A 22699-nucleotide genomic window follows, 5' to 3' on the forward strand; every position below is an offset into this window, starting at 1 on the left:
GCTTTTTTGTGCCTGACGCAAGGTCTTAGTACTTGACCACCGAGCGGATGGACTTGCCTTCGTGCATCAAATCAAATGCTTCGTTGATCTTGTCCAGTCCCATGGTGTGGGTGACAAATGGCTCCAGCTGGATCTTTCCGGCCATGGCGTCTTCCACCATGCCTGGCAGTTCGCTGCGGCCCTTGACGCCGCCAAATGCGGTGCCCATCCATTTGCGGCCTGTCACAAGCTGGAAGGGCCGCGTGGATATTTCCTGGCCCGCGCCGGCTACGCCGATGATCACGCTCTGGCCCCAGCCACGATGTGCGCACTCCAGCGCTGCACGCATCACGCTCACGTTACCAATGCACTCAAAGCTGTGATCCACGCCCCAGCCAGTCATTTCGACGATCACTTGCTGGATAGGCTTTTCGTAGTCCTTGGGGTTGATGCAGTCAGTAGCGCCAAAAGTCTTGGCCAAGTCGAACTTGGACGGGTTGGTGTCGATGGCGATAATGCGCCCCGCTTTGGCTTGCTTGGCACCCTGGATCACCGCCAGGCCAATGCCACCGAGGCCAAATACGGCCACGGTGTCGCCTTCTTGCACTTTGGCGGTATTCTTCACGGCGCCCAGACCAGTGGTAACACCGCAGCCCAGCAAGCACACTTGCTCATGGTTGGCGTCGGGATTGATCTTGGCCAGAGAGACTTCTGCCACCACGGTGTACTCGGAGAAGGTGGAGCAGCCCATGTAGTGGTAGATCGGTTCACCGTTGTAGCTGAAGCGGGTGGTGCCATCGGGCATCACGCCCTTGCCCTGGGTGGCGCGCACCGAGGTGCACAGATTGGTCTTGCCGCTCTTGCAGAACAGGCACTCACCGCACTCTGCGGTGTACAGCGGAATGACGTGATCGCCTGGCTTGACGCTGGTCACACCTTCGCCCACTTCCACTACCACGCCGGCGCCCTCATGGCCCAATACTACGGGGAACAGGCCTTCGGGGTCTTCACCGCTGAGGGTGAAGGCATCGGTATGGCAGACACCCGTGTCGGTAATCTTGATCAGCACCTCCCCCTTCTTTGGCGGGGCAACGTCGATTTCCACGATTTGCAGGGGCTCTCCAGCTTTAAAGGCAACAGCGGCGCGGGATTTCATGGGCGGTTCTTTCTAGTGAGAGAGGTAAACGGGCAGTTCCAGCATCGCTGCGGACGTACCCGGCGGAAAGTATGAATGTAGGCGATAGCATCGCAGCGTGAGCGGCCGTGGCCGAGGATGCATGGGCTTTGGCCGAATGTGAGGAATTTTAAAGAATCGGTCACTCATCAATCAGTCAAACAGAGCGAACCCTGCCAAACATCGTGCTTTTGCGGTGCCAGCAAATCAGGGCATTTTCCCCCGGCAGTTAATCATCTTCATTTGGAATCAGCGGTCCCCACACAGATGTATGCGCACCGGGTGGCGCTGCTTGGTCGTAAGCGGGCTTTACATCAATGGGGGCCTGACCACTTTCGCAGGACGTAAAGCCCCACTGACTGGGCCGGAACCGCGCCAGGGCTCCGTCGGGTTCGCCCACTACAAATTCGGACACTATGTCGTAGTCAATCAGCGGTGCGTGGTAATGGGCAATATCTCCAGCGCGGCATTCCAGGTAAGGACGTTTGGGGTCAACGACCCAGGCACCGTAGGGCTCATTCACGGTGCGGTCGAAGTGGTATACCGGGCCAATGCGTTGATCGCGGGCCAGCTCCAGTGTTCCGTGCGTATCGATCGCATTCACCCATGCTCCCGCAATCTCCACAGGCTCAGGAAATCGGGCTGCATCCAGCCTGCGCAAGCCCAGCGGACGCTGGCGCTCTCCATTGTCATGAGCCTCATAACGATTGATGAGCGTGCCTTTGGGAAACAGCATCTCGCCGTATTGAAAGTCCTGGGGCAATACAAAGCGCTGGCGGCTTTCCCGGTAGTGGGCCTGCAGTCTGATCCGTTCATCCGTTTTCTGGAATTGGTATGTCAGCACCAAACCCCAGATATCTCCAGCCACAGCCAGGGCAGTCAGCAGTATCACCAGCCAGGTCCAAAAACGTGGCCGTTGTACGGAAGGCGTATGCCGATAACTCAGCCACCACCAAAGCCCACGCAGCAGCAGTAGCAAACTGAGCCCTGCAGCCAGAAATGGCGCCAACAGCAGCAGCAACATCGGAAGCGTAAAGAGCGGGCCAGGAATCATGGTGAACGGTGCGCATCGTGCGCCAAGCTGCAAGGGCTTCAACTTTAGCCCGGGAGTGCGCTGCGAGAAGGCTGCGTGTGCGTATAGTCGGCTTCACGCGCTATAAAGATGTATCTAAATGCTGTTGGGTTGGTTGGCGCAGGCCCTGGCAGCCGGGATTTTTGTCATGAAACACCACCACCCAGGCGCGCACCGCGTGGATGTGATTGTTTACCCTGGATTCAAGGCTCTGGAGGCCGTGGGGCCCATGTCGGTCTTTGATTACGCCAATGTGCATCTGCGGCAAAAAGGACTGCCTGATGGTTATGCATTGCGTGTTGTGGCGGCGGAAAAAGGTCTGGTGCGCTCGGACACATTGATGGCTCTGGAGGCCACACACACATTGGCGGATGTGGAGCAGTTCCCAGGTTGCACTGCGTTGCTGGTCGGGGCAAGGCACATTGCCACTGTGTTGCAAGCCAGCACGCCTTTGGTGGCCTGGCTGCAGCGCGTGGCGCCGCAGGTGGCGCGCATGGTGACGCTGTGCAGCGGGAGCTTCTTCCTTGCTGAAGCAGGTTTGCTTGATGGCCGCCGTGCCGCAACACATTGGAGTGTGGCGCAGGAGTTGCAAAGAAGGCACCCCAAAGTCAAGGTGGATGCCGATGCCATCTATGTACGAGACGTGCATTACTGGACATCGGCAGGTGTGACTGCAGGTATTGACTTGGCGCTGGCCGTGGTTGAGCAGGACTTCGGTCATGCGCTGGCGCTGGAGGTGGCGCGCGATTTGGTCATGTACCTCAAGCGCCCAGGGGGCCAGTCACAATTCAGTGTCCAGTTAGCCAGTCAGTCGGTGCAGCACAGCGGCGTGCGGCTGGTGCAGCAATGGGTACTGGCCAATCTGGAGCAACCCATGCCGCAAGCATTGCTGGCTGAAAAAGCAGCGATGAGTGAGCGCCACTTTCGCAGAATTTTTCAGCAGGAGATTGGCTTGACGCCCAGCGCATTCGTTGAAAACGCACGCCTGGAAGGTGCCAAGCAGCTGCTGGAGACGCGCGGAGATCTGCCCTTGAAAACGGTGGCCGCGCGTGTGGGGATGGGTTCTGAGCAGGCGTTGCGTCACCTGTTTCAAAAGCGGCTGGGCATCACCCCGGTGGCCTATCGAGAGCACTTTGGCGATTAGGAGGCAACGGAGAGTTCCGGCACATTCCATTGCGCCAGCAAATCAGCGAACTCTTCAGCGGCGGACTTCGCATGTCCTGAAACGGGGAGCTGGTCAGCTTCGGGAAATAGGGCTGCAGCAGGACGGGAAGTTCCCACCAGTTGCAGCAGATCCAGTTCGGGGTTGACCAGCCACAAACACATCACATAGGTGGCTGTGGCAATGGCTGGATCTCCGCGTTCGATGCGTGCCATGGTGGGCTGGGAAATACCCAGCTTCTCGGCCCATTGGGCCTGGGTTTCTCCGCGCTGTTTGCGAGTAGTGACGATGTGCTGGGCAAGCTGTTCAATCTGCTGCAGGATGAACGGTGGAAATTGTGCCGGGCTGATGTTCTGACGGGGCATGGCACGCATGGTAGTGCCGTTCATCCACCATTTTTTGTAACTCTATAAATATTTCCTACAGTAGCCATTCAATCGGCAATTTGCCAAGCAGCCACAATGTCCAGCGCTGGTACCACGTAGTCTGCGGCTCTTGGTCGTACACAGGGGGAGGATCACCGATACCGCTGTGCCAGCGTAGCTTCCCTTGAGGACTGAGTGTGACGCGATAGGCTGAGCTGGGAATGTAGCGGTCAAAGCTGTGACTGATTTGCTGGGCCAATGCCGGGCTTTCGATCATCAGGCCCATTTCGGTATTCAGATGCACAGAGCGAGGGTCAAAATTGAAGGAGCCAACGAAAGCTCGTTTGCCATCCACTGCAAATGTTTTGGCATGCAGGCTGCTGCCAGAGCTACCCAGGGCCTTCAGTTGCAGGCGCAGCTTTTCATCCGCATAGTCTGGTGCCTGACCTCGCATCTCGTACAGCTCCACCCCTTGCTCGAGCAGCGGTTTGCGGTATTTGGCATAGCCTGAGTGCACGATGGCCACGTCGGTGGCTTCTAGCGCATTGGTCAGAATGCGTACGCGCAAGCCTTGGGCACGCATATGTGCAAAGGCATCAACGCCCGCTTGGGTTGGAACAAAATAGGGAGAAACCAGATCCAGCGAGGTGTGAGGCGTACCGATGGCACGTAGCAATTGCGCGCCAATCTGCTGCGTTTTTTGGCTTGCTCCCTGGATTTTCTCTGGTGGGTCACTCACCAGCGTGGCGCTGGCCCATTCCATGGGGAGCTGGGCGCGCAGCAAGTTTTGTACAAAAAAGGTCGATTGCAATGCCTTTTGGTAATCCTGCGAAGCAGGCGCTTGCATCAGTGCAAGGCCGCTATTGCGCAAATTGTCCAGAGGCAGCGGTTCTGCGTGTACGACTTGGTCGACGGGATAGGCGGCTACATTGTTCCAGTAGCGGTCAAAGTCTTGCTCAATATCTTGAACGACGGGTCCGATGACCAGTACATCCAGGTCGGCAAACAGTACGCCATCGGTTGCCCCGAAGTATTCGTTGCCAACATTGCGCCCCCCCACAATGCTGGATTGCCCGTCAGCCGAAAACGACTTGTTGTGCATGCGCCGATTGGTACGGCTGAACTCGGTGATGTAACCCAGAGATTTGAGCCAGCCACGCTGCACAAAGGGGTTGAACAAGCGCACTTGCACATTGGGGTGGCTGTGCAGCGAGCGCAGTTCCTGATCCAGCCCTGCTGTGCCACCATCGTCCAGCAGCAAGCGAACGCGCACCCCGCGATCGGCAGCCATGAGCAACTCGTGCAGTAGCAGCAAGCCGGTCTTGTCGTTGCGCCAGATGTAGTACTGGACATCCAGCGTATGCTCCGCTTCGCGAGCAAGCAAGCCGCGAGCCGCAAATGCTTCGCGAGGGTCATTGAGCGGGTAGATGCCAGAGTGTGCGGCATCGGCCTGAGCCTGACGGCTCAAATGCGTATAGGCCTGGCCCAGTTTGGTTTGGGCTGAAACTTCCGGCGCAATTGCCTTGCTCGCGCTGTCGTCGTGCACCACAGTCGGTAAGCTGCAAGCACTCAGGAGACTGAGTGCCATGACCACACCCCCCAAGCAGCGCAAAGAACGTTCATACATATAAAAGTAGTAGGAATATCGCTGCTGATACAAGCAGTTGACAAAGCTTACCTCACTCGATGAAGCGCTTTGCATATGTTACTGGACTGCAGCGCGAATCCTTGTACCTTGCAGGTGCGCACGCTCTGGCAGTCCAGCAATGGAGGGCAATTTAGTCACCCATCACCACACCCTCACGTCGAGGGTCTGCACCGCCAAACCAGAAGACTTTGCCATGGGCTTCTCCTCTGGTAATGGCCTGCAGGCCGCTGGTGAGATCTTGCTCCTTGACCTCCGCGCCACGCGCTTGCAGTGCCTGTATGGTTGCCGCAGGAAAACGCTTGGCTTCCAGCAGTGTAGGTCCGTTCAGACTGCTGAAGTTGGGCAGATTGATAGCTTGCTGCGGCGTCAGACCCCAGCCCAGCACGCCTTGCAGCGTCTTTGCGGTGTAGTGGATGATTTGCGCCCCGCCTGGACTGCCTGCGCTCATGATGACCTTGCCTGTGGCTTTGTCAAAAACCAGCGTCGGAGCCATGGAGGAGCGAGGGCGCTTACCGGGTTCAACCCGGTTGGCAACCGGCTGCCCATCAGCGGCTTTGGGTGCCATGCTGAAGTCGGTCAGCTCATTGTTGAGCAAAAAGCCCTTGACCATTTGGCGGCTGCCGAACTGGTCCTCAATGGTGGTGGTCATGGCCAAGGCATTGCCAAAACTATCCACGATGCTGATATGACTGGTGCCGTATTCGATCTGCTCCGGCATGGGACCGTGGCTGACCTTGAATCTGGCTGGATTGCCAGGCTGGGCCACTTTCAGGCTTTGCTGACCAATCAGGGCCGCACGTTCTTTCAAATAGCGGTTGTCCAGCAAATTCAGCCAGTCGCCGCCTGGTGCTTGAACAAAGTCAGGGTCTGCCACATACAAGGCACGGTCTGCAAACGCCAGGCGTGCGGCTTCGGTGTAGAAATGCAGCCAGTCGGCAGTGGGCAGTCCATCTGCGCCCAGTGGCATGGAGGCTGCAGAGGTATTGCCCAAAATGCCCAGAATTTGACCGATGGCGATGGCGCCTGAACTGGGCGGCGGGAAGCCGCAGACTTTGTAGCCTCTTGCCGCTATACCTTGTGCCGAGGCAGGCAGGTTCCAGTCAAAGCACAGTGCGCTGCGCTTCTTGGCCTGGTACTTGGCAAGGTCTTCGACAGCCAGTACGCCCGGGTTACCGGGGTGGCTGCGCACCTTGTTAACAATGGCCTGCGCAATCTCTCCTTCGTGCAGTGCCTTGCTGCCATTTTTAGCAATGGCGCGCAGCACTTTGGCGTACTCCGGGTTTTTCAATACGGTACCCACAGGCAGTGGCTTGCCATCAGCACCATAGAAGTAGGCACGCGCGATGGGGTCGTTGGGCAGAAACTTTTCAGTTGCCAAAAGTGTGTGCAGCCGGGGACTCACTTTGAAGCCCTGCTCGGCCAAGCGAATGGCCGGTTCAAATAGAGAGGCCCAAGCCAGCTTGCCGTGCTCTTTGTGCGCCATCTCCAGCATGCGCACTGCTCCCGGTGTGCCGACGGAGCGACCGCCCACTACGGCATCGTGAAATGCCATAGGTTTGCCATTGGCTTGCAAGAAGAGATTTTCATTGGCGGCAGCGGGCGCAGTTTCGCGCCCATCGTAGGCCTCAATCTGGGTGCCTGCAGCATGCAGCAAAAAAGCGCCACCGCCAATGCCGCTCGATTGCGGCTCCACGAGTCCCAAAACCATTTGCACGGCGATGGCTGCATCCAGCGCAGTGCCGCCAGCTTTCAGGACCTGGTAGCCCGCATCTGTGGCCAATGGGTTGGCTGCGGCCACAGCAAACTTTTCGGTGGCCCAACCTGGTTTTTCGCTCCAGCCTGAACTGCCTTCTGGCTGATCTGGAATTTGATAGCTCAGTTGTTGCTTGGGCGCTTCGGGGTGGGTGCCGCATGCTGCCAGCAGGGCAGCAGAAACGACAACGCCCAGCGCAGTGGCTGGGCGTAGCAGGCGGTGGTCTTGGTCACGCATGGGGCAGTCTCCTCGTTGAGTGAATGCCTCCAGTGTGCAGTAGAAACACCGTTCATGGTGTAGGTGCATCACGCACCTACTGGCCTATTGGATTATCGGATCCAGGCGATGAAGGCTTGAATCAAGAACGCATTGATGATGTCAATAAAGAAAGCGCCGACCAAAGGCACGATCAGAAAGGCTTTGTGCGAGGGGCCGTATTGGTTGGTAATGGCTTGCATATTGGCGACGGCCGTGGGTGTTGCACCCATGCCAAAGCCGCAGTGACCTGCTGCCAGAACGGACGCATCGTAGTTTTTTCCCATGATGCGGAAGGTCACGAAGGTAGCGTACAGCGCCATTACCAAAGTTTGGACGGCCAAGATAATCATCAATGAACCAGCAAGGTCGCTCAGTTCCCACAGCTTCAAGGACAGCAATGCGATAGCCAGGTAGATTGACAATGCAGCGTTGCCAAAAACATCAATTGCACGGTCAAAGACCTTGAAGCCAAAGATGTAGTCCAGAGCATTGCGAATTACTACACCGCCACCCAAGCACCACACAAATGTAGGTAGCTGGATCGCTGTTCCCTTGGTCACGGTAGACATGAACTCACCAAAGGCCAGGCATGCAGCAAACAGTGCCAGCGTTTCAATGGCTGCATCGGCGGTGATCAGTCGCGGTGTTTTCCCAGAGGATTCAAAGTTGGCCACATTGCTGTGCTCAGTCACAGCATCAGGTTGCAGAGAAAGCTGATCCGCCTCGCTGCGAGGCTTGGCCAAACGGTGGCGTGTGATCAAGCGTTTGGCCAGCGGGCCGCCCAGAATGCCGCCGATCACCAGACCGAAGGTGGCGCAAGCCATGCCCAAAGTGGTGGCGCCAGTCAGACCGTGCTGTTGCTCCAGCACGGATCCCCAAGCGCCGGCAGTTCCATGACCACCAATGAGTGTGATGGAGCCAGCAACCAAGCCAACCAAAGGGTCAAGTCCCAGTATCGTTGCCAAGCCTACGCCCACGGAGTTTTGCACCAGAATGAAAGCAGCGATTACACCCAAGAAGATGACTAGACCGGAGCCACCTTGTCTGAGTTTGGCGAAGTTGGCACTCAGGCCAATCGACGAGAAGAAGACCAGCATGAAGGCTGTTTGCAAGCTTGATTCAAATCCGAACGACCAGCCCAGTGTGGAGTGCAGAATAAAAATCACAGTGGCTACAACCAAACCGCCCGCAACAGGTTCTGGAATATTGAAATCACGTAAGAAACGGATTCGCGTCACTAGGAATTTGCCTAGAAGCAGTACCAATACGGCGAGTATGAGCGTGTAGTACGCACTGAAATTTACATGCATGAAAGGTCTCTTTCACAAGAAGCAGCAACAGCAACTATCCACGCAGCAGCACTCGCTGGAGCGTGGAAGAAAGCGCTTACGGTTGAAGGTCAAAGACTTGTCTACCCAGAGATGGAAAAACTAGATTCCTATGGCTATTGAAAGAATAGCTTTGCGTTTGCCGAACAAACGCACTCTGGAAGAAGTCCTCAAATTGTTGAAAAGCTTTTTTGAGCTTTTCGGTATGTCACGCTTATAAGCAAATGCGTATAAGGCAATTCGCGCGAACCATGCACTAATATATTCGTTAGTGCTTGCTGTTGTGGGGAAAACCCGCACTCCTATCGGATTGTTTTTGGTGCTCGTGAAATGTGATAGGAGGCTTATGCAAGACCGATTGCAGGGTGCACCAGTGTGGTGCGGCTTTACAGGTGGGCAATGCCTTCAGCCCAAGATGACGTGGCTCTGGGCCACGCGTTGTTGCTTGTTGCTGAGTCAGGACTCGCAAGCCGGTCAGTGGGGGGGGGCTTCGTGTAGTTTTCCGTGGTGAGGCAGCGTTCGGAGTCTAGGAAGGCTTGCCGCATGGTCGCCAAAGCACCCAAATTTTTGACACTCCTAATTTGTTGCACACGGTGGCCTAACTGTGAACAAGTCTGCTGCATGGAAGAAGGAGCTGCTGCTAAGTGTGCTTTGCCATAAGTGCTGTCAATTTCAAGATGAGTAAATAACAGGTTTGAGGTGGGAAAGAGCCGATCCAGTTGCGGCAAGGTCCAAGGGGCCTCTTGGAGACTTTTGCCTGCTATCGGCACCGGGGGCTGGGTCACTGCGGCGATGTGATGTGCAACCATGCGCAGCAAGGCGTGCATAAACAGGCATTCAGGGCTTCCAGCTCTCGGCTCCCCAGTATTTTGAAAGTGCTGGGCAGTATGATTTTGGCGAACGTCTGGGTAGGTACAGCGGTGGCGATGTGGTGCGGCCATGCAGGGGCAGAGCGGTTACTTCGCAGAAGGCCAGACGTTTCTTCAAAATGATTGGCTAATTGGCTGGGGTGGCGGGCGATTTACGGCCAAGCGCTTGTGGAATCCACGAGTGATATCGGTGGGGTTGCGTTCAAGCACGGCTTTGTTTGCGAAACAGAATACCTGGAATCAAGTCTTGCAGAGTCCGCCGAGCTTCCCTGGTGCTATGGCATTGCTGCGTGCATGTTTGCGCTTGTCTGTGCGGCACCTACAATCGGTGCAATCTGTTTAGAACCCATGAAGATTCTTATTTCCAACGACGACGGTTATCAGGCTCCAGGCATCGTCGCGCTGCACGATGCTTTGGCATCGATTGAAGGTGTGCAGGTGGAGGTTGTCGCTCCCGAACACAATAACAGTGCGAAATCCAATGCATTGACGTTGCATTCACCCCTGTATGTGCTGCGCGCTGCCAACGGTTTCCGTTATGTGAACGGAACGCCAGCAGATTGCGTGCATATTGCAATGACCGGCCTATTGGGCTATCGACCCGACCTGGTTGTGTCTGGCATCAACAATGGTGCCAACATGGGAGATGACACCATTTACTCCGGCACGGTAGGCGCTGCCATGGAAGGGTATTTGTTCGGCGTGCCTTCCATAGCGTTCTCGCAGGTTGAGCGTGATTGGGGGGAGTTGCAGTCTGCTGCGCAGAAGGCAAAGGAGCTGGTTCAGCAAATGCGCTTGCAGCAGTTGATTGGCCATGCGCCATGGCTGCTGAATGTCAACATTCCCAATTTGCCGTTGGAGCGGTTGGGGGCTGTGAAGCTGTGTCGTCTCGGCAGGCGCCATTCGGCAGAGCCTGTGATTACCCAAATCAGTCCACGTGGCGAAACCATGTACTGGATTGGTAGTGCTGGAGCAGCAAAAGACGAGTCCGAAGGGACGGATTTTCATGCCACGGCGCAGGGGCATGTGGCACTGACGCCGCTGAAGGTTGATTTGACCGATCATGAAAACTTGGTTTATTGGGCACAGACTGCATCGCGCCTCGACGCAGTGGTATCAGCCAGGGAGGCTGCATGAGTGAGCCCAAGCGCCCAGTGCCAGGCTGGATTGCTGCGTCCGCTGTACCCAAACACATCCATGCTCGTGTGAGTAGTGGTGCAGCTCAGGTTCAACGTTCAAGCACACCGCCTGTGGGCTTGGGACTGGACTCGGCAGCAGTGCGCATGCGCATGGTTCAGCGTGTGGCGGCGACGGGTGTTCAATCCACCAAGGTCCTGGATGCATTAGGCAAGGTCGAGCGCCATATGTTTGTGGACAGTGCATTGGTCAATCAAGCATACGAAGACACCAGCTTACCCATTGGTTTGCAGCAGACCATCTCCAAGCCCAGTGTCGTGGCGAGGATGATTGAGTTGCTGGAGGGGGCTGACTGTGTTCGCACTGCAGGCCGCCTGGGGCGGGTGCTGGAAGTGGGTACAGGGTGTGGTTACCAGGCTGCAGTGCTGGCATGTGTCGCGCAGCAGGTGTATTCCATTGAGCGACTCAAAGGATTGCACGAAAAAGCACGGAACAATTTGCGCCCACTGCGACTCTCTAATGTTCACCTTTTGTTTGGGGACGGGATGTTAGGCTACGCCCAAGGCGGACCGTATGCGGGCATTATCTCGGCGGCGGGCGGTAGCGCAGTGCCTCAAGCTTGGTTGGATCAATTGGCTGTGGGTGGGCGCCTGGTTGCACCCACTGTAAGAGGGACGGGGCAGCAAGCACTCTTGGTAGTGGATAAAACACCGCACGGATTTAAAGAGTCTGTGCTCGAAGCAGTGCACTTCGTTCCTTTAAAATCTGGGATTGCCTGAAAGGGAAATAAATATGTTGTTATCGCGAGGTCTTGGAGCTTTGAGTGCAGTGCTGGTCGCTGGTAGTTTGCTGGCGGGTTGTGCTCAGGTGAACAAGGCTCCAGTTGAAGATCGTGGTGGTTGGGGCGCGGCGGGTTCGCGTGTAGATCCATCCACGCTCCCGGGAGCGGAGAATGCCGGCAAACCTGGTTACTACACGGTTCGACCCGGTGACACACTCATTCGTATTGGCCTGGAGCATGGTCAAAGCTGGAAAGACATTGCGCGCTGGAGCAATCTGACCAATCCCAATCTGATTGAGGTGGGTCAGGTGGTGCGTGTGGTACCGCCAGGAGCGGCCGAGTCCCCTCAAGGCACTCGCCCTGTGGCATCCACCACCGTACAGCCTGTGCCTCTGCCACCAGCAGGCAGCACTGCACCGGTGGTTGCCGCGCCTACTCCTGCGCCTGCACCAGTAGAACCTAGCGTGTCCAGCTCCACCGGTGGCGATGCCAGCGGCCTGGGCTTTGTGTGGCCAGCGTCTGGTTCGGTGATCGCAGGCTTTAACGAGTCCACGAACAAGGGCCTGGACATTGCGGGCAAGGCCGGTGATCCGATCATCGCGGCGGCTGATGGGCGTGTGGTGTACGCTGGTGCCGGCTTGCGGGGCTATGGTCATCTGGTGATCTTGAAGCACAACAACACTTACCTGACTGCCTATGCCCACAACCAGAAGCTGTTGGTTAAAGAAGATCAGAATGTGAAAAAAGGTCAGAAGATTGCTGAAATGGGCAGTTCGGATGCCGATCGCGTCAAGTTGCACTTTGAAGTGCGTCGCCAGGGCAAGCCTGTGGACCCATCGCGTTATCTGCCAAGCCGTTGATTCAGTGAGTGCATAAGGGCGTAAGCCTCGAATGCCATGCCCGGTGTACCTTACACCGGGCATTTTTGTTTGGATGTTTTTGATAGGGAATGCGCGTGAGTTCTAACGCTGTGCCTGCTGGGCTTGATGTGCCCTTGGATGCCGATGATGGGGCGGAGGTGGAAATCTCTGCCTCTGAGGTGGAGGTGCGTGCACTTACAGCGCAGATGGCTCAACACGGTGTGCGTCTGGACAAGGCTTTGGTGGAGCTGGTGCCGGAGTTCTCGCGCAGCTATCTGCAGCAATTGCTGGAGCAAGGCGCTGTACAGCTCAACCACAAGCTTGTGAACAAGGCATCGGCGAAAGTGAAGCTGGGTGATGCCATCAGTGTCGAAATGCGCCCCACTGCGCAAAGCCAGTCCTTCAAGCCTGAGCCCATGGATTTGGATGTGGTCTATGAAGATGCACATTTGCTGGTGGTCAACAAACCTGCGGGTTTGGTGGTGCATCCTGCGCCCGGGAACTGGCAGGGAACTCTGCTCAACGGCTTGCTGGCTCACCATGCTGCTGCGGCAACGGTGCCGCGAGCCGGTATCGTGCATCGTCTGGACAAGGACACCAGTGGCCTGATGGTGGTTGCCAAAGACCGCCAAACCATGGATGCGCTGGTTGCGCTGATTGCGCGCCGAGAGGTAAGCCGCCGTTATCTGGCGCTGGCGCACAAGCCTTGGAAGGGTGCCCAGTTGCAGAAGGTGGATGCGCCGATTGGTCGTGATCCACGCAATCGCCTGCGTATGGCTGTGGTGGATTTGGCGCAGCATGCCGGGAAAGAGGCTCGCACGGACATTACCTGCTGGGACACGACAGCAGAGTATTGTCTGGTGCATTGCAAGCTACACACCGGGCGTACCCATCAAATTCGTGTGCACATGCTTTCGCTGGGGCACGCACTGGTGGCAGATGCCTTGTATGGGGGGGCAGCCGCAGGTGACATGCAGCGTCAAGCGCTCCACGCGTTTCGATTGTCGTTTGTTCATCCATGCACCGGCGAGACCCTGGAATTGGCGGCAGAGCCTCCTGCCGATTTCCGTGCTGCCATCGAAAAACTGGGTCTGAGCTACAATTCCCCGTTGAATTAAAGAGCAGGCACTGCTGCTTGCTTGAATCGTTGGTGTACTTGCCCGTGAGGGTCCGGTCCATCTGTCTTTTACCCTTCCTCTTGCGAGGCTTTGCGTCTAAACCATGAACTCGGTTGATGCCAAACGGGTCCTAGAAACCGCCTTGATTTGCGCGCAGCAAGCTTTGCCGCTGCGCGATTTGCGCGCGCTGTTTGATGGCAACCTGGGTGCTGACACGCTCAAGGACATGCTTTTGTCTCTGCAGCAGGATTGGGCTGGGCGTGGCGTGGAATTGGTGCAAATAGCTTCTGGCTGGCGCTTTCAAAGCCGTCCGGAAATGCGTGTTTATCTGGACAAACTTCATCCTGAAAAACCGCCGCGATACAGTCGCGCAGTTTTGGAGACCTTGGCCATCATTGCCTACCGCCAGCCGGTCACGCGCGGGGATATTGAAGATATCCGTGGCGTGACGGTCAACAGCTTGATCATCAAACAGCTGGAAGACCGTGGTTGGGTAGAGGAAATTGGTCACCGGGAAACGGTGGGCCGTCCTGCCTTGCTGGCCACAACGCGCCAGTTTCTGGACGACTTGGGGCTGAGATCGCTGGATGAGCTGCCGATGCTGGATGAGCCAGAGACACAGGCATGTCTCTTCAACGCCCTGGAAGGGGAGTCTGCAACTGAAGCTGGGACTGAGGCTGAAAATGTGCCGGTGGATGAGGTGTCTGCGCTGCCAGCAGACTTGCCTATGGATGACTTGTTTGCCCAGCCAGTACTGCCAATGGATGAGGTTTTTGTGCCTGCGCAGGCTACGGACGTTGAGTCAGCTGAAGCTGCACAAGTGCTGGACGAGAGTGTGCTGCGTGCCTCGGATGCGGCCGAAAACCCTGATAAAGCCTAAGCGCTGGGCGTGCGCCGCCTAATTTGATTGAAAGCGTCGTGCCTTTAGGAATCGGCAGACGCAGAAATGGAAAAACATGACGAAAGAACAAAAGCCTGCGCGTCCTGCGTCGCGCACTGCCGAGCGCAAGCCACAGGCCAATCCTGAAGTGGCCCAGCCAAAGCAAGATCTGCTTGAGCTGCTCAATGCTGAACCCGGCTACGACTTTGACGCCATCGTGTCTGGTGAACTGGATGCGGCTGAGGTGTCGGGTGAGGAGGCTGTGCCTGCCAAGCGTGTGCTCAAGCCAGAGGCTGAATCTCCCAAGCTGCATAAAGTGCTGGCGCAGGCCGGGCTGGGTTCGCGCCTGGAGGTCGAACGCTGGATTGCCGAAGGTCGTATCACGGTGAATGCAGAGCCTGCCCACGTGGGGCAGCGCATTCAGCTGGGTGACAACATCAAGGTGGACGGCAAGCCTGTAAAGGTACGCATTGATCCGCCAGCAGTGCGCGTGCTGGCCTATCACAAGCCCGCGGGTGAAGTGGTGACGCTGGATGACCCGCAAAACCGTCCCACGGTATTCCGTCGCCTGCCCAAGCTGCATAACGGCAAGTGGCAGTCGGTAGGTCGTTTGGACTTGAACACCGAAGGTTTGTTGCTGTTCACCAGCTCGGGGACTTTGGCCAACAATCTGATGCACCCTCGATTTGGTCTGGAGCGCGAGTATGCGGTGCGTGTGCTGGGTGCCTTGACCAAGGAAGAAAAGCAGTTGCTGACTACGGGCGTGCAGCTTGAAGACGGTGAAGCTGTATTTGGTTCCATTGAAGATGGAGGCGGCGAAGGTGCCAACGTCTGGTATCGAGTGACCATTTCGGAAGGTCGCAACCGTGAGGTGCGCCGCATGTTTGAATCCGTGGGGCGTGCAGTCAGCCGTTTGATCCGTATTCGCTATGGCGCCATGCAGCTGCCACGCGGTTTGCGCCGTGGCGCCTGGATGGAGCTGGATGAACAAGATGTGCAGGCACTGATCCAGGCAGCAGGCGTGGCGATGCCCAAGCCCAAACGCGCTGCAGCGCAGGGCAATGTGCGTCGGGAATCGGATCGTGCGGGCTCGCGCAAGAAGGCTCGGGTGAATGAGGCGGAAGAGGAGCGCTTCTTGCGCGCTCGCCGCAAAACCAAGTCCGGCCCCAAGCGCACCAGCAATAACGACTACCAGTTGCCCAGCGGGCAGCCCGATCCGATGAAAACCTCTGTCGGTTACATCGGAAGTGACAGTCTGGCACGTGCCCGCGCTGCGCAAAAGCGCAAGCCGGGTGCACGCAGAAGCGGCCGTTGAGCCGTCAAGGGTGCTTGGCAAGCAGTTTCTAGGGTTGCCAGCGCCCCGGTAGAATCAAGGGTTTTGCCGAGTCGGCAAAAAATCATTCCATTTTCATTAGGAAAACCAAATGGCTATCGAACGCACACTCTCCATCATCAAGCCTGACGCAGTTGCCAAGAACGTAATTGGCCAAATCTACAGCCGTTTTGAAGGCGCTGGCCTGAAGATCGCTGCAGCCAAGCTGGTGCACCTGTCGCGCCAAGAAGCTGAGCAGTTCTACGCTGTGCACGCTGAGCGTCCTTTCTTCAAGGACCTGGTTGAGTTCATGATCTCCGGTCCCGTAATGATCCAAGTTCTGGAAGGCGAAGGCGCTATCCTGAAGAACCGCGAACTGATGGGCGCTACCGATCCCAAGAAGGCAGAAGCTGGCACCATACGCGCTGACTTTGCTGACAGCATCGACGCCAACGCTGTGCACGGCTCGGACGCCCCTGAAACTGCTGCTGTTGAAGTGGCTTTCTTCTTCCCTGGCATGAACGTCTACGCACGTTAATACCATGTCTCCCATGCTGGCCGTGCTTGCTGTTACGGCGGCACCCCATGCATGGGAGTGCTGCCTTGTAAGTGGTCCGGGGTAAAAAAAAATATGACCACGAATCTTTTGAATTTTGACCTTCAGGGGCTGACCGCGTATTGCGAGTCGCTGGGGGAAAAGCGTTTTCGCGCCACACAGCTTTTCCGTTGGATTCACCAACGCGGCGCCAGTGACTTTGACCAGATGACCGATCTGGCCAAATCGCTGCGTGAAAAGCTCAAAGGCCAGGCTCATATTGAGGGTCTGCCCGTGATTACCCAGCATGAATCCCAGGATGGCACGATCAAGTGGCTGTTTGATGTGGGTGACGGCAATGCTGTGGAGTCTGTATTCATTCCCGAAGATGACCGCGGCACGCTGTGTGTCTCTTCGCAGGCAGGTTGCGCGGTGGGATGCCGTTTTTGCTCCACGGGCCACCAAGGCTTCAGCCGCAATCTGACCACCGGCGAAATCATGGCTCAGCTATGGTTTGCCGAGCACTTCTTGCGAAAACACCTCAAGACTGACGAGCGTGTCATTACCAATCTGGTAATGATGGGCATGGGCGAACCCATGCAGAATTACTCTGCCTTGGTGCCCGCACTGCGCACCATGCTGGATGACCATGCCTATGGCTTGTCACGTCGCCGCGTGACGGTGTCAACCTCGGGTGTTGTGCCAATGATGGATCGCCTGTCGCAGGACTGCGCCGTGGCTTTGGCGGTATCGCTACACGCACCCAATGATCCGCTGCGTGAAAATCTGGTACCACTGAATAAGAAGTACCCTCTTGATGAGCTGATGCAGGCTTGCATTCGCTATCTGGAGTTTGCGCCGCGCGACTTCATCACATTCGAGTACTGCATGCTTGACGGTGTGAACGACCAGCCGGAGCACGCGCAGCAGCTCATTGACTTGATCCGGAAATATGGCAAGGGCAAGCCTTGGTGCAAGCTGAACTTGATTCCGTTCAATCCATTTCCGGCCTCTGGCTTGTTACGCTCTACCAATGCGGCGGTGGCAGCGTTTGCGAAGGCGCTCAGTGATGCGGGTATCGTGACCACAGTGCGCAAGACACGGGGTGATGATATCGATGCGGCATGCGGTCAATTGGCAGGGGATGTGAAAGATCGAACCCGTGCAGCAGAACGCATGGCCAAGCAACGTACCATACCGCTGACACCTATTTCTTAACGGTTGATCTGCAAGGTCTTACAAGGATGCATATGCCAACACCATTCATTCCCATCAGGCAGTTAGTGAGCAAAGCCCGCTGGGCTATGGGAGGGCTGGTTGCCGCATGCATTTTGGCTGGATGTGCAAGCACGGGCTCGGTGACACCACCGGAAGCGATATCCGGCTCCGCTGCGGAAACGGAGCTGCATCGGCTGGCCAAGACGCGCCTGCAACTGGCCGCCATGTATTTTGAAGAAGGCCGTGCGGAGGTTGCACTTGGGGAAGTCGCCCAGTCTTTGCAAGCCTACCCGCGTTATGTTGATGCGTTCAACCTCAAGGGCTGGATTCATATGAGCTTGCAGGACTACAAGGCTGCCAACGAGAGCTTTGTGCAGGCTTTGGCACTGCGGCCTGGTGATGCGGAAACTTTGTATAACCTGGGATGGTTGCAATGCCAGCAAAAACAGTTCGCTGTGGCAGACCGCAACCTTGATGCAGCCCTGGCTGCGCCGCGCAGCAGTGGTCAGTCTGTTTCTCGCATCTGGTTGGCCAAGGGCGTGTGCCTTCGCCAAGCAGGCCAGGCAGACGCAGCATTACAGGCGTTAGAAAAAGCGCATGAAATAGAGCCTGGCAACCCTGCAATTGCCTACAATTTTGCCGAAGTATTGCATGCACAAGGTAATGCAGAGCGCGCACGTTTTTATGTGCGGCGAGTCAATAATGGTCAGTGGGCTTCCGCGCAGTCACTATGGTTGGGTATCAAGGTAGAGCGTAGCCTGGGTGATCGCGTGGCCATGCGTCAGCTGGCTGACCAATTGCATAAGCGATTCCCTGATTCCAAGGAATGGCAACGGTTTGAGCAGGGAGCTTTTGATGACTGAGGTGGGGGTGGGTAGCGCACAGGAGCAGAGCAGCAGCAACACTGAATCGCCGCAGACGAACGGTGGAGCAGGACTGTTGCTGCGCCAGGCGCGCGAACAGCAGCGAATGTCATTGGAGACGGTTGCTTCGACTCTGAAAGTGCCAGCATACAAATTGCAGGCACTGGAAGAAGATCGCTGGGATGTCCTGACGGACTCGGTTTTCACTCGTTCCTTGGCTTTGAGTGTATGCCGCCTGCTGCACATTCCTTCCGAGCCAGTTTTGGCGGGTTTGCCCAAATACGAAGGTGCGAAGCTGGCGCCCAACCCTGAAGGCATCAATACGCCGTTCAAAGAGAAGTCGCTGCATTCAATGATGTCCTCGTCACACGGTGGTGGCTCTGGCAATATTGTCAAGGTGGCGGCAGCAGTGCTGATCGCAGTTGCCGGAGGCGCGGGGTTGTATTTTCTGCCCCAATGGGATGCGCAAGAAGAAAGCCCAGCAACGGCTGCAACATCGCCGGATCACAATCCGGGTATGCCGTTGTTTGAGCCTCTGCTGCCTGCAGAGCCAGTAGCTTCCTCATCAGAAACAGTGCCCCAGCAGGCTGTCTTGCCCATGGTGGAGCCATCTCAGGAGGCGGCTCCTGCAACAGATGTTGCTGCTGAGCGCTCTCAAGTCGAGGCAACTGCTGGAGCCTCGCCTGCAGTGCAGGATGCAGTTGTGACAACTGAAGCTGCTGCGGCCAGCACGGCTAATGGCCGTGTCTTGCGCTTCACCGCTACAGGCGAATCGTGGATTCAGGTGCGCGATGCACAGCGCAAGGTGCTGATGGAAAAGATTTTGAAGGCCGGTGATGTCTATGAAGAGACCGTGGCTGGCCAAGCTCTGTATGTGGTCGTGGGTAATGCCGGTGCCACAAAGCTGGAGATTGATGGCGCTGCATTGGATTTGGCCGCTTCGGCCAGAAACAATGTGGCCCGATTCGAGGTGAAGTAAAAAGTGTCTGACAACACATTCCAGGCGTCGCCCATCGCGATTGCCGCGCCTTTGCCCCGCAAGAGCCGCCAGGCTCGCGTGGTGTGGCGCAACAATATCGTCACTGTAGGTGGCGACGCACCCGTGCGCGTGCAATCCATGACCAATACCGACACAGTGGACGCTGTGGAAACAGCCATTCAGGTGCGTCAACTGGCACAAGCTGGTTCGGAGATGGTGCGTATTACGGTGAATACACCAGAAGCTGCAGCGGCTGTGCCCTACATCCGCGAGCAACTGGATCGCATGGGTGAATACGTACCGCTGGTGGGGGACTTCCACTACAACGGCCATCGTTTGTTGACGGACTATCCTGCGTGTGCCGAGGCGCTGTCCAAATACCGCATCAACCCTGGCAATGTGGGCAAGGGCGATAAAAAGGACAAGCAGTTTGGTCAGATGATCGAAATTGCGGCCAAGTACGACAAGGCCGTGCGCATTGGTGTCAACTGGGGCTCGCTGGACCAGGAAATCATGGCCGAGCTGATGGATCAGAACTCGCGCCGTGCTGATCCCTGGCAGACCCGTCAGGTGATGTACGAAGCGCTGATCACCTCAGCCATCAGCTCCGCAGAATTGGCAAAGAGCATGGGGCTGAATCCAGACAATATCATTTTGTCGTGCAAGGTCAGCGGTGTGCAGGACCTCATCTCCGTGTACCGCGAATTGGCGCGCCGCTGCGACTATGCGTTGCACCTGGGGCTGACCGAGGCGGGCATGGGCACCAAGGGCACTGTGGCATCAACGGCGGCATTGTCCGTGTTGCTGCAAGAAGGCATTGGCGACACGATTCGTGTCTCGCTCACACCGCAGCCCGGCGAAGCGCGTACGCAAGAGGTGGTGGTGGCTTCGGAAATCCTGCAGTCCCTGGGGCTGCGTGTGTTTGTGCCCAGTGTGACGGCGTGCCCCGGTTGTGGCCGCACCACCAGTACGACCTTTCAAGAACTGGCAAAGCAGATTGATGATTATTTGCGCGGTCAGATGCCTGTGTGGCGTATGAAATATCCTGGTGTGGAATCCATGAAGGTGGCTGTGATGGGTTGCATCGTGAATGGCCCAGGCGAAAGCAAGCATGCAGATATCGGCATCAGCTTGCCTGGCAATGGCGAAGCACCAGCGGCCCCTGTTTTCATCGATGGCGAAAAAGCCATGACGCTGCGCGGCGAAGGCATTGCGCAGGAATTTCAGGGCATTGTCGAGTCCTACGTGCAGCGCCGTTGGGGTGCTGGTGCTTAATTCAAACAGTGCCTGACTGTGCGTACTCCCTGTGTGTCTGCTGGATCGACAGACGGGAGTAGGGCGTAATGCAGGCACAAGCAGTCTGTTTCCATGCAGGGCTGCATTTTGGTGAGATCTGAGAAGTGGCAAAGACAGAAAAACTCTCCGCCGTCAAAGGCATGAACGATATTCTTCCCGCGGACTCCGTACGTTGGGAGTGGCTGGAAGCACAGGTGCGTGACCTGATGGGCCGCTTTGCCTACCGCAATGTGCGCACTCCCATCGTCGAACACACGCAGCTGTTTGTGCGCGGCATTGGTGAGGTGACGGATATTGTGGAAAAGGAGATGTACTCCTTTGAAGACAAGCTCAACGGCGAGAAGCTGACGCTGCGCCCAGAAGGTACGGCCAGCCTGGTGCGTGCCACCATTGAAAACAATTTGCTCTACGACGGGGGCAAGCGCATGTGGTACATGGGCCCCATGTTCCGCCATGAGCGCCCTCAACGTGGCCGCTATCGCCAGTTCCATCAGATTGGTGCCGAAGCCCTGGGTTTTGCCGGTCCTGACGTGGATGCGGAACTGATCATGCTGGCCGTGTCACTGTGGAAGCGCCTGGGCTTGACCCAGTGGCGCCTGGAAATTAACAGCTTGGGTCAGCCCGAAGAGCGCAAGGCTCATCGGGAGGCGCTGATCGCCTATCTGGAGCAGCACACCAATGTGATGGACGATGAAGCGAAGCGTCGCATGTACAGCAACCCGCTGCGCGTGCTGGACACCAAGAATCCTGCGATGCAAGAGATGGTGAATGCAGCGCCCAAGTTGCTGGACTACCTGGGCGAGGCATCCCTGGCGCACTTTGAAGGGCTGAAAGCCATCTTGGATGCCAATGGGGTACCGTGGACGGTCAATCCCCGTCTGGTGCGAGGTCTGGATTACTACAACCTTTCGGTATTTGAGTTCGTGACTGATTTGTTGGGCTCACAGGGCACTATCTGTGCTGGTGGCCGCTATGACTATCTGATCGAGCAAGTCGGTGGCAAACCTGCTCCAGCCGTGGGCTGGGCGCTGGGGGTGGAGCGTGTGCTGGAGCTGGTCAAAGAGCTGGGCACTGCCATCCCAGAGCCCCCACTGGATGCTTACGCGATTGTTCCTGACGCTGCATCGATGCCCGTGGTGCTGCGCACACTCCAGCAACTGCGAGAAGCTGGTGTGCGTGCGCAGATGCATACCGCTGGCGCCGAAGGCATGGGCTCCATGAAGTCCCAGTTCAAGAAAGCCGATGCATCCGGTGCGCGTTTCGCCCTGATCTTTGGAGGCGATGAGCTGGCTCAAGGCAAGGTGACGGTGAAGTCGCTGCGTGATGGTCAAGGTGGTGAGCAGGTGCTGCAATCACTGAACGATGTGGCCACTTGGGCGCACACCCTACAATTGAACGCTTAATTTTTCAAAAAACCAGATATGGCAACGCATCTCGACCTCGAAGAACAAGAGCAACTTGATCAGATCAAGCACTTCTGGAACAAGTGGGGAACACCTATTACAGGCTTGGCCGTCGTGGTCATGGCTGGTTTCGCTGCTTGGAATGGGTACCAGTACTGGCAGCAGCGTCAAGCAATACAGGCTTCAGCCTTGGCCGATGTGGTTGCCGTTGCTGTGGAAAGCGGGGACCAGGCTCGCGTTGCACAAGCGTTTGAGACCGTTAAAGCGGATTACAAGGGCACTTTGCAAGCGGGACATGCGGCTTTGCTGGTAGCGCAGTCGGCAGTGAATGCTGGCAAGCTGCCCGAAGCCAAGGCTGCTTTGCAATGGGCTGTGGACAATACCAAGGATGAGGGCTACCAAGCCACGGCCAAGCTGCGTTTGGCGGCAGTGCTGATGGAAGACAAGGACCTGGACGGCGCTGCCTCCTTGTTGCGCAGCAGCTTCCCGAACGAGTTCAAGGGCTTGGCTGCAGATCGGCTGGGTGATGTGCTGCAACAGCAAGGCAAGACTGCGGAGGCTGTGGCAGCCTACCAAGAGGCCTGGAAATTGATGGATCCACAAGTGGATTACCGCGCTCTCGTGGGCTTTAAGCTCAATGCACTGGGCGTCACCACCACACAATCTGGCACCACAAATTCGACGGAGACAAATCAGTGAATCGCAACGC

20 protein-coding genes are annotated in these 22699 nt (G+C 56.8%); 14 read left to right on the forward strand and 6 right to left on the reverse strand.

The genetic code is table 11. From position 1 onward, the window contains the following. Positions 1-25: 25 nt before the first annotated feature. Together QEP11_RS05600 and QEP11_RS05605 are read right to left on the reverse strand one after the other, a co-directional pair. Positions 26-1135 (reverse strand): S-(hydroxymethyl)glutathione dehydrogenase/class III alcohol dehydrogenase, encoded by a 1110-nt coding sequence (locus QEP11_RS05600; protein ID WP_284335658.1) that lies wholly within the window; start codon positions 1133-1135, stop codon positions 26-28. Between the two features lie 247 nt (positions 1136-1382). Further along, entirely contained in the window at positions 1383-2207 is an 825-nt protein-coding gene (locus tag QEP11_RS05605) for a hypothetical protein (RefSeq protein ID WP_284335659.1), read from the reverse strand. Positions 2208-2373: 166 nt separating this feature from the next. Between QEP11_RS05605 and QEP11_RS05610 the strand changes: the two genes are divergently transcribed. Continuing rightward, entirely contained in the window at positions 2374-3369 is a 996-nt protein-coding gene (locus tag QEP11_RS05610; RefSeq protein ID WP_284335660.1) for a GlxA family transcriptional regulator, read from the forward strand. On the opposite strand, the gene QEP11_RS05615 is transcribed toward QEP11_RS05610, so the two are convergent. The 4 genes from QEP11_RS05615 to gltS all read right to left on the reverse strand — a co-directional run bounded on the left by QEP11_RS05615 (position 3366) and on the right by gltS (position 8721). Beyond that, the gene (locus QEP11_RS05615; RefSeq protein WP_284335661.1) at positions 3366-3776 is read right to left on the reverse strand and encodes an XRE family transcriptional regulator; all 411 of its coding nucleotides are present in this window, start codon (positions 3774-3776) and stop codon (positions 3366-3368) included. The genes QEP11_RS05610 and QEP11_RS05615 overlap by 4 nt on opposite strands. Positions 3777-3807: 31 nt before the next feature. Beyond that, positions 3808-5379 carry a phospholipase D family protein gene (locus tag QEP11_RS05620; RefSeq protein ID WP_284335662.1) on the reverse strand — a complete coding sequence of 524 codons (1572 nt, stop codon included), beginning with the start codon at positions 5377-5379 and terminating at the stop codon, positions 3808-3810. A 151-nt stretch (positions 5380-5530) separates the two neighbouring features. Beyond that, on the reverse strand, positions 5531-7390 hold the full coding sequence (locus QEP11_RS05625; RefSeq protein WP_284335663.1) for a gamma-glutamyltransferase family protein: 1860 nt from the start codon (positions 7388-7390) through the stop codon (positions 5531-5533). A 92-nt stretch (positions 7391-7482) separates the two neighbouring features. Further along, on the reverse strand, positions 7483-8721 hold the full coding sequence (gene gltS / locus QEP11_RS05630; RefSeq protein WP_284335664.1) for a sodium/glutamate symporter: 1239 nt from the start codon (positions 8719-8721) through the stop codon (positions 7483-7485). A 1235-nt stretch (positions 8722-9956) separates the two neighbouring features. Here gltS and surE point away from each other — a divergent pair. The 13 genes from surE (at position 9957) to QEP11_RS05695 (ending at position 22689) form a co-directional block, all read left to right on the forward strand. Next, complete coding sequence (gene surE, locus QEP11_RS05635) at positions 9957-10745, forward strand: 5'/3'-nucleotidase SurE (RefSeq protein WP_284335665.1); 789 nt, start codon at positions 9957-9959, stop codon at positions 10743-10745. After that, complete coding sequence (locus QEP11_RS05640) at positions 10742-11524, forward strand: protein-L-isoaspartate(D-aspartate) O-methyltransferase (RefSeq protein WP_284335666.1); 783 nt, start codon at positions 10742-10744, stop codon at positions 11522-11524. Before surE ends, QEP11_RS05640 begins: the two co-directional genes overlap by 4 nt. A 13-nt stretch (positions 11525-11537) precedes the next feature. Beyond that, the gene (locus tag QEP11_RS05645; protein WP_284335667.1) at positions 11538-12386 is read left to right on the forward strand and encodes a peptidoglycan DD-metalloendopeptidase family protein; all 849 of its coding nucleotides are present in this window, start codon (positions 11538-11540) and stop codon (positions 12384-12386) included. Positions 12387-12475: 89 nt separating this feature from the next. Then, positions 12476-13504 carry an RluA family pseudouridine synthase gene (locus tag QEP11_RS05650; protein ID WP_413788686.1) on the forward strand — a complete coding sequence of 343 codons (1029 nt, stop codon included), beginning with the start codon at positions 12476-12478 and terminating at the stop codon, positions 13502-13504. Between the two features lie 103 nt (positions 13505-13607). After that, the gene (scpB, locus tag QEP11_RS05655; RefSeq protein ID WP_284335668.1) at positions 13608-14384 is read left to right on the forward strand and encodes an SMC-Scp complex subunit ScpB; all 777 of its coding nucleotides are present in this window, start codon (positions 13608-13610) and stop codon (positions 14382-14384) included. Between the two features lie 76 nt (positions 14385-14460). After that, complete coding sequence (locus QEP11_RS05660) at positions 14461-15699, forward strand: pseudouridine synthase (protein ID WP_284335669.1); 1239 nt, start codon at positions 14461-14463, stop codon at positions 15697-15699. Between the two features lie 109 nt (positions 15700-15808). Further along, complete coding sequence (ndk, locus tag QEP11_RS05665) at positions 15809-16234, forward strand: nucleoside-diphosphate kinase (RefSeq protein WP_284335670.1); 426 nt, start codon at positions 15809-15811, stop codon at positions 16232-16234. A 93-nt stretch (positions 16235-16327) separates the two neighbouring features. Further along, on the forward strand, positions 16328-17449 hold the full coding sequence (gene rlmN, locus QEP11_RS05670) for a dual-specificity RNA methyltransferase RlmN (RefSeq protein WP_284335671.1): 1122 nt from the start codon (positions 16328-16330) through the stop codon (positions 17447-17449). A 32-nt stretch (positions 17450-17481) separates the two neighbouring features. Further along, entirely contained in the window at positions 17482-18312 is an 831-nt protein-coding gene (locus QEP11_RS05675) for a tetratricopeptide repeat protein (protein ID WP_284335672.1), read from the forward strand. After that, the gene (locus QEP11_RS05680; RefSeq protein WP_284335673.1) at positions 18305-19291 is read left to right on the forward strand and encodes a RodZ domain-containing protein; all 987 of its coding nucleotides are present in this window, start codon (positions 18305-18307) and stop codon (positions 19289-19291) included. Before QEP11_RS05675 ends, QEP11_RS05680 begins: the two co-directional genes overlap by 8 nt. Before the next feature lie 3 nt (positions 19292-19294). Further along, positions 19295-20566, forward strand: a complete 1272-nt coding sequence (gene ispG, locus QEP11_RS05685) for a flavodoxin-dependent (E)-4-hydroxy-3-methylbut-2-enyl-diphosphate synthase (protein ID WP_284335674.1) — start codon at positions 19295-19297, stop codon at positions 20564-20566. A gap of 125 nt (positions 20567-20691) precedes the next feature. After that, positions 20692-21990 carry a histidine--tRNA ligase gene (gene hisS, locus QEP11_RS05690; protein ID WP_284335675.1) on the forward strand — a complete coding sequence of 433 codons (1299 nt, stop codon included), beginning with the start codon at positions 20692-20694 and terminating at the stop codon, positions 21988-21990. Between the two features lie 18 nt (positions 21991-22008). After that, positions 22009-22689: a YfgM family protein gene (locus tag QEP11_RS05695; protein ID WP_284335676.1), complete on the forward strand. Its 681-nt coding sequence runs from the start codon at positions 22009-22011 to the stop codon at positions 22687-22689. Positions 22690-22699: the final 10 nt, after the last annotated feature.

Source organism: Comamonas halotolerans (assembly GCF_030162935.1).
GTDB classification, from domain to species: Bacteria; Pseudomonadota; Gammaproteobacteria; order Burkholderiales; family Burkholderiaceae_C; genus Comamonas; species Comamonas halotolerans.

Coding starts and splice junctions, on each gene's coding strand:
- QEP11_RS05615 (WP_284335661.1), bottom strand. CDS start 3,776: ATGAACGGCACTACCATGCGTGCCATGCCCCGTCAGAACATCAGCCCG.
- QEP11_RS05620 (WP_284335662.1), bottom strand. CDS start 5,379: ATGTATGAACGTTCTTTGCGCTGCTTGGGGGGTGTGGTCATGGCACTC.
- ndk (WP_284335670.1), top strand. CDS start 15,809: ATGGCTATCGAACGCACACTCTCCATCATCAAGCCTGACGCAGTTGCC.
- rlmN (WP_284335671.1), top strand. CDS start 16,328: ATGACCACGAATCTTTTGAATTTTGACCTTCAGGGGCTGACCGCGTAT.
- QEP11_RS05645 (WP_284335667.1), top strand. CDS start 11,538: ATGTTGTTATCGCGAGGTCTTGGAGCTTTGAGTGCAGTGCTGGTCGCT.
- QEP11_RS05675 (WP_284335672.1), top strand. CDS start 17,482: ATGCCAACACCATTCATTCCCATCAGGCAGTTAGTGAGCAAAGCCCGC.
- QEP11_RS05600 (WP_284335658.1), bottom strand. CDS start 1,135: ATGAAATCCCGCGCCGCTGTTGCCTTTAAAGCTGGAGAGCCCCTGCAA.
- QEP11_RS05650 (WP_413788686.1), top strand. CDS start 12,476: ATGCGCGTGAGTTCTAACGCTGTGCCTGCTGGGCTTGATGTGCCCTTG.
- QEP11_RS05680 (WP_284335673.1), top strand. CDS start 18,305: ATGACTGAGGTGGGGGTGGGTAGCGCACAGGAGCAGAGCAGCAGCAAC.
- QEP11_RS05640 (WP_284335666.1), top strand. CDS start 10,742: ATGAGTGAGCCCAAGCGCCCAGTGCCAGGCTGGATTGCTGCGTCCGCT.
- QEP11_RS05695 (WP_284335676.1), top strand. CDS start 22,009: ATGGCAACGCATCTCGACCTCGAAGAACAAGAGCAACTTGATCAGATC.
- scpB (WP_284335668.1), top strand. CDS start 13,608: ATGAACTCGGTTGATGCCAAACGGGTCCTAGAAACCGCCTTGATTTGC.
- QEP11_RS05625 (WP_284335663.1), bottom strand. CDS start 7,390: ATGCGTGACCAAGACCACCGCCTGCTACGCCCAGCCACTGCGCTGGGC.
- surE (WP_284335665.1), top strand. CDS start 9,957: ATGAAGATTCTTATTTCCAACGACGACGGTTATCAGGCTCCAGGCATC.
- gltS (WP_284335664.1), bottom strand. CDS start 8,721: ATGCATGTAAATTTCAGTGCGTACTACACGCTCATACTCGCCGTATTG.
- QEP11_RS05660 (WP_284335669.1), top strand. CDS start 14,461: ATGACGAAAGAACAAAAGCCTGCGCGTCCTGCGTCGCGCACTGCCGAG.
- QEP11_RS05605 (WP_284335659.1), bottom strand. CDS start 2,207: ATGATTCCTGGCCCGCTCTTTACGCTTCCGATGTTGCTGCTGCTGTTG.
- QEP11_RS05610 (WP_284335660.1), top strand. CDS start 2,374: ATGAAACACCACCACCCAGGCGCGCACCGCGTGGATGTGATTGTTTAC.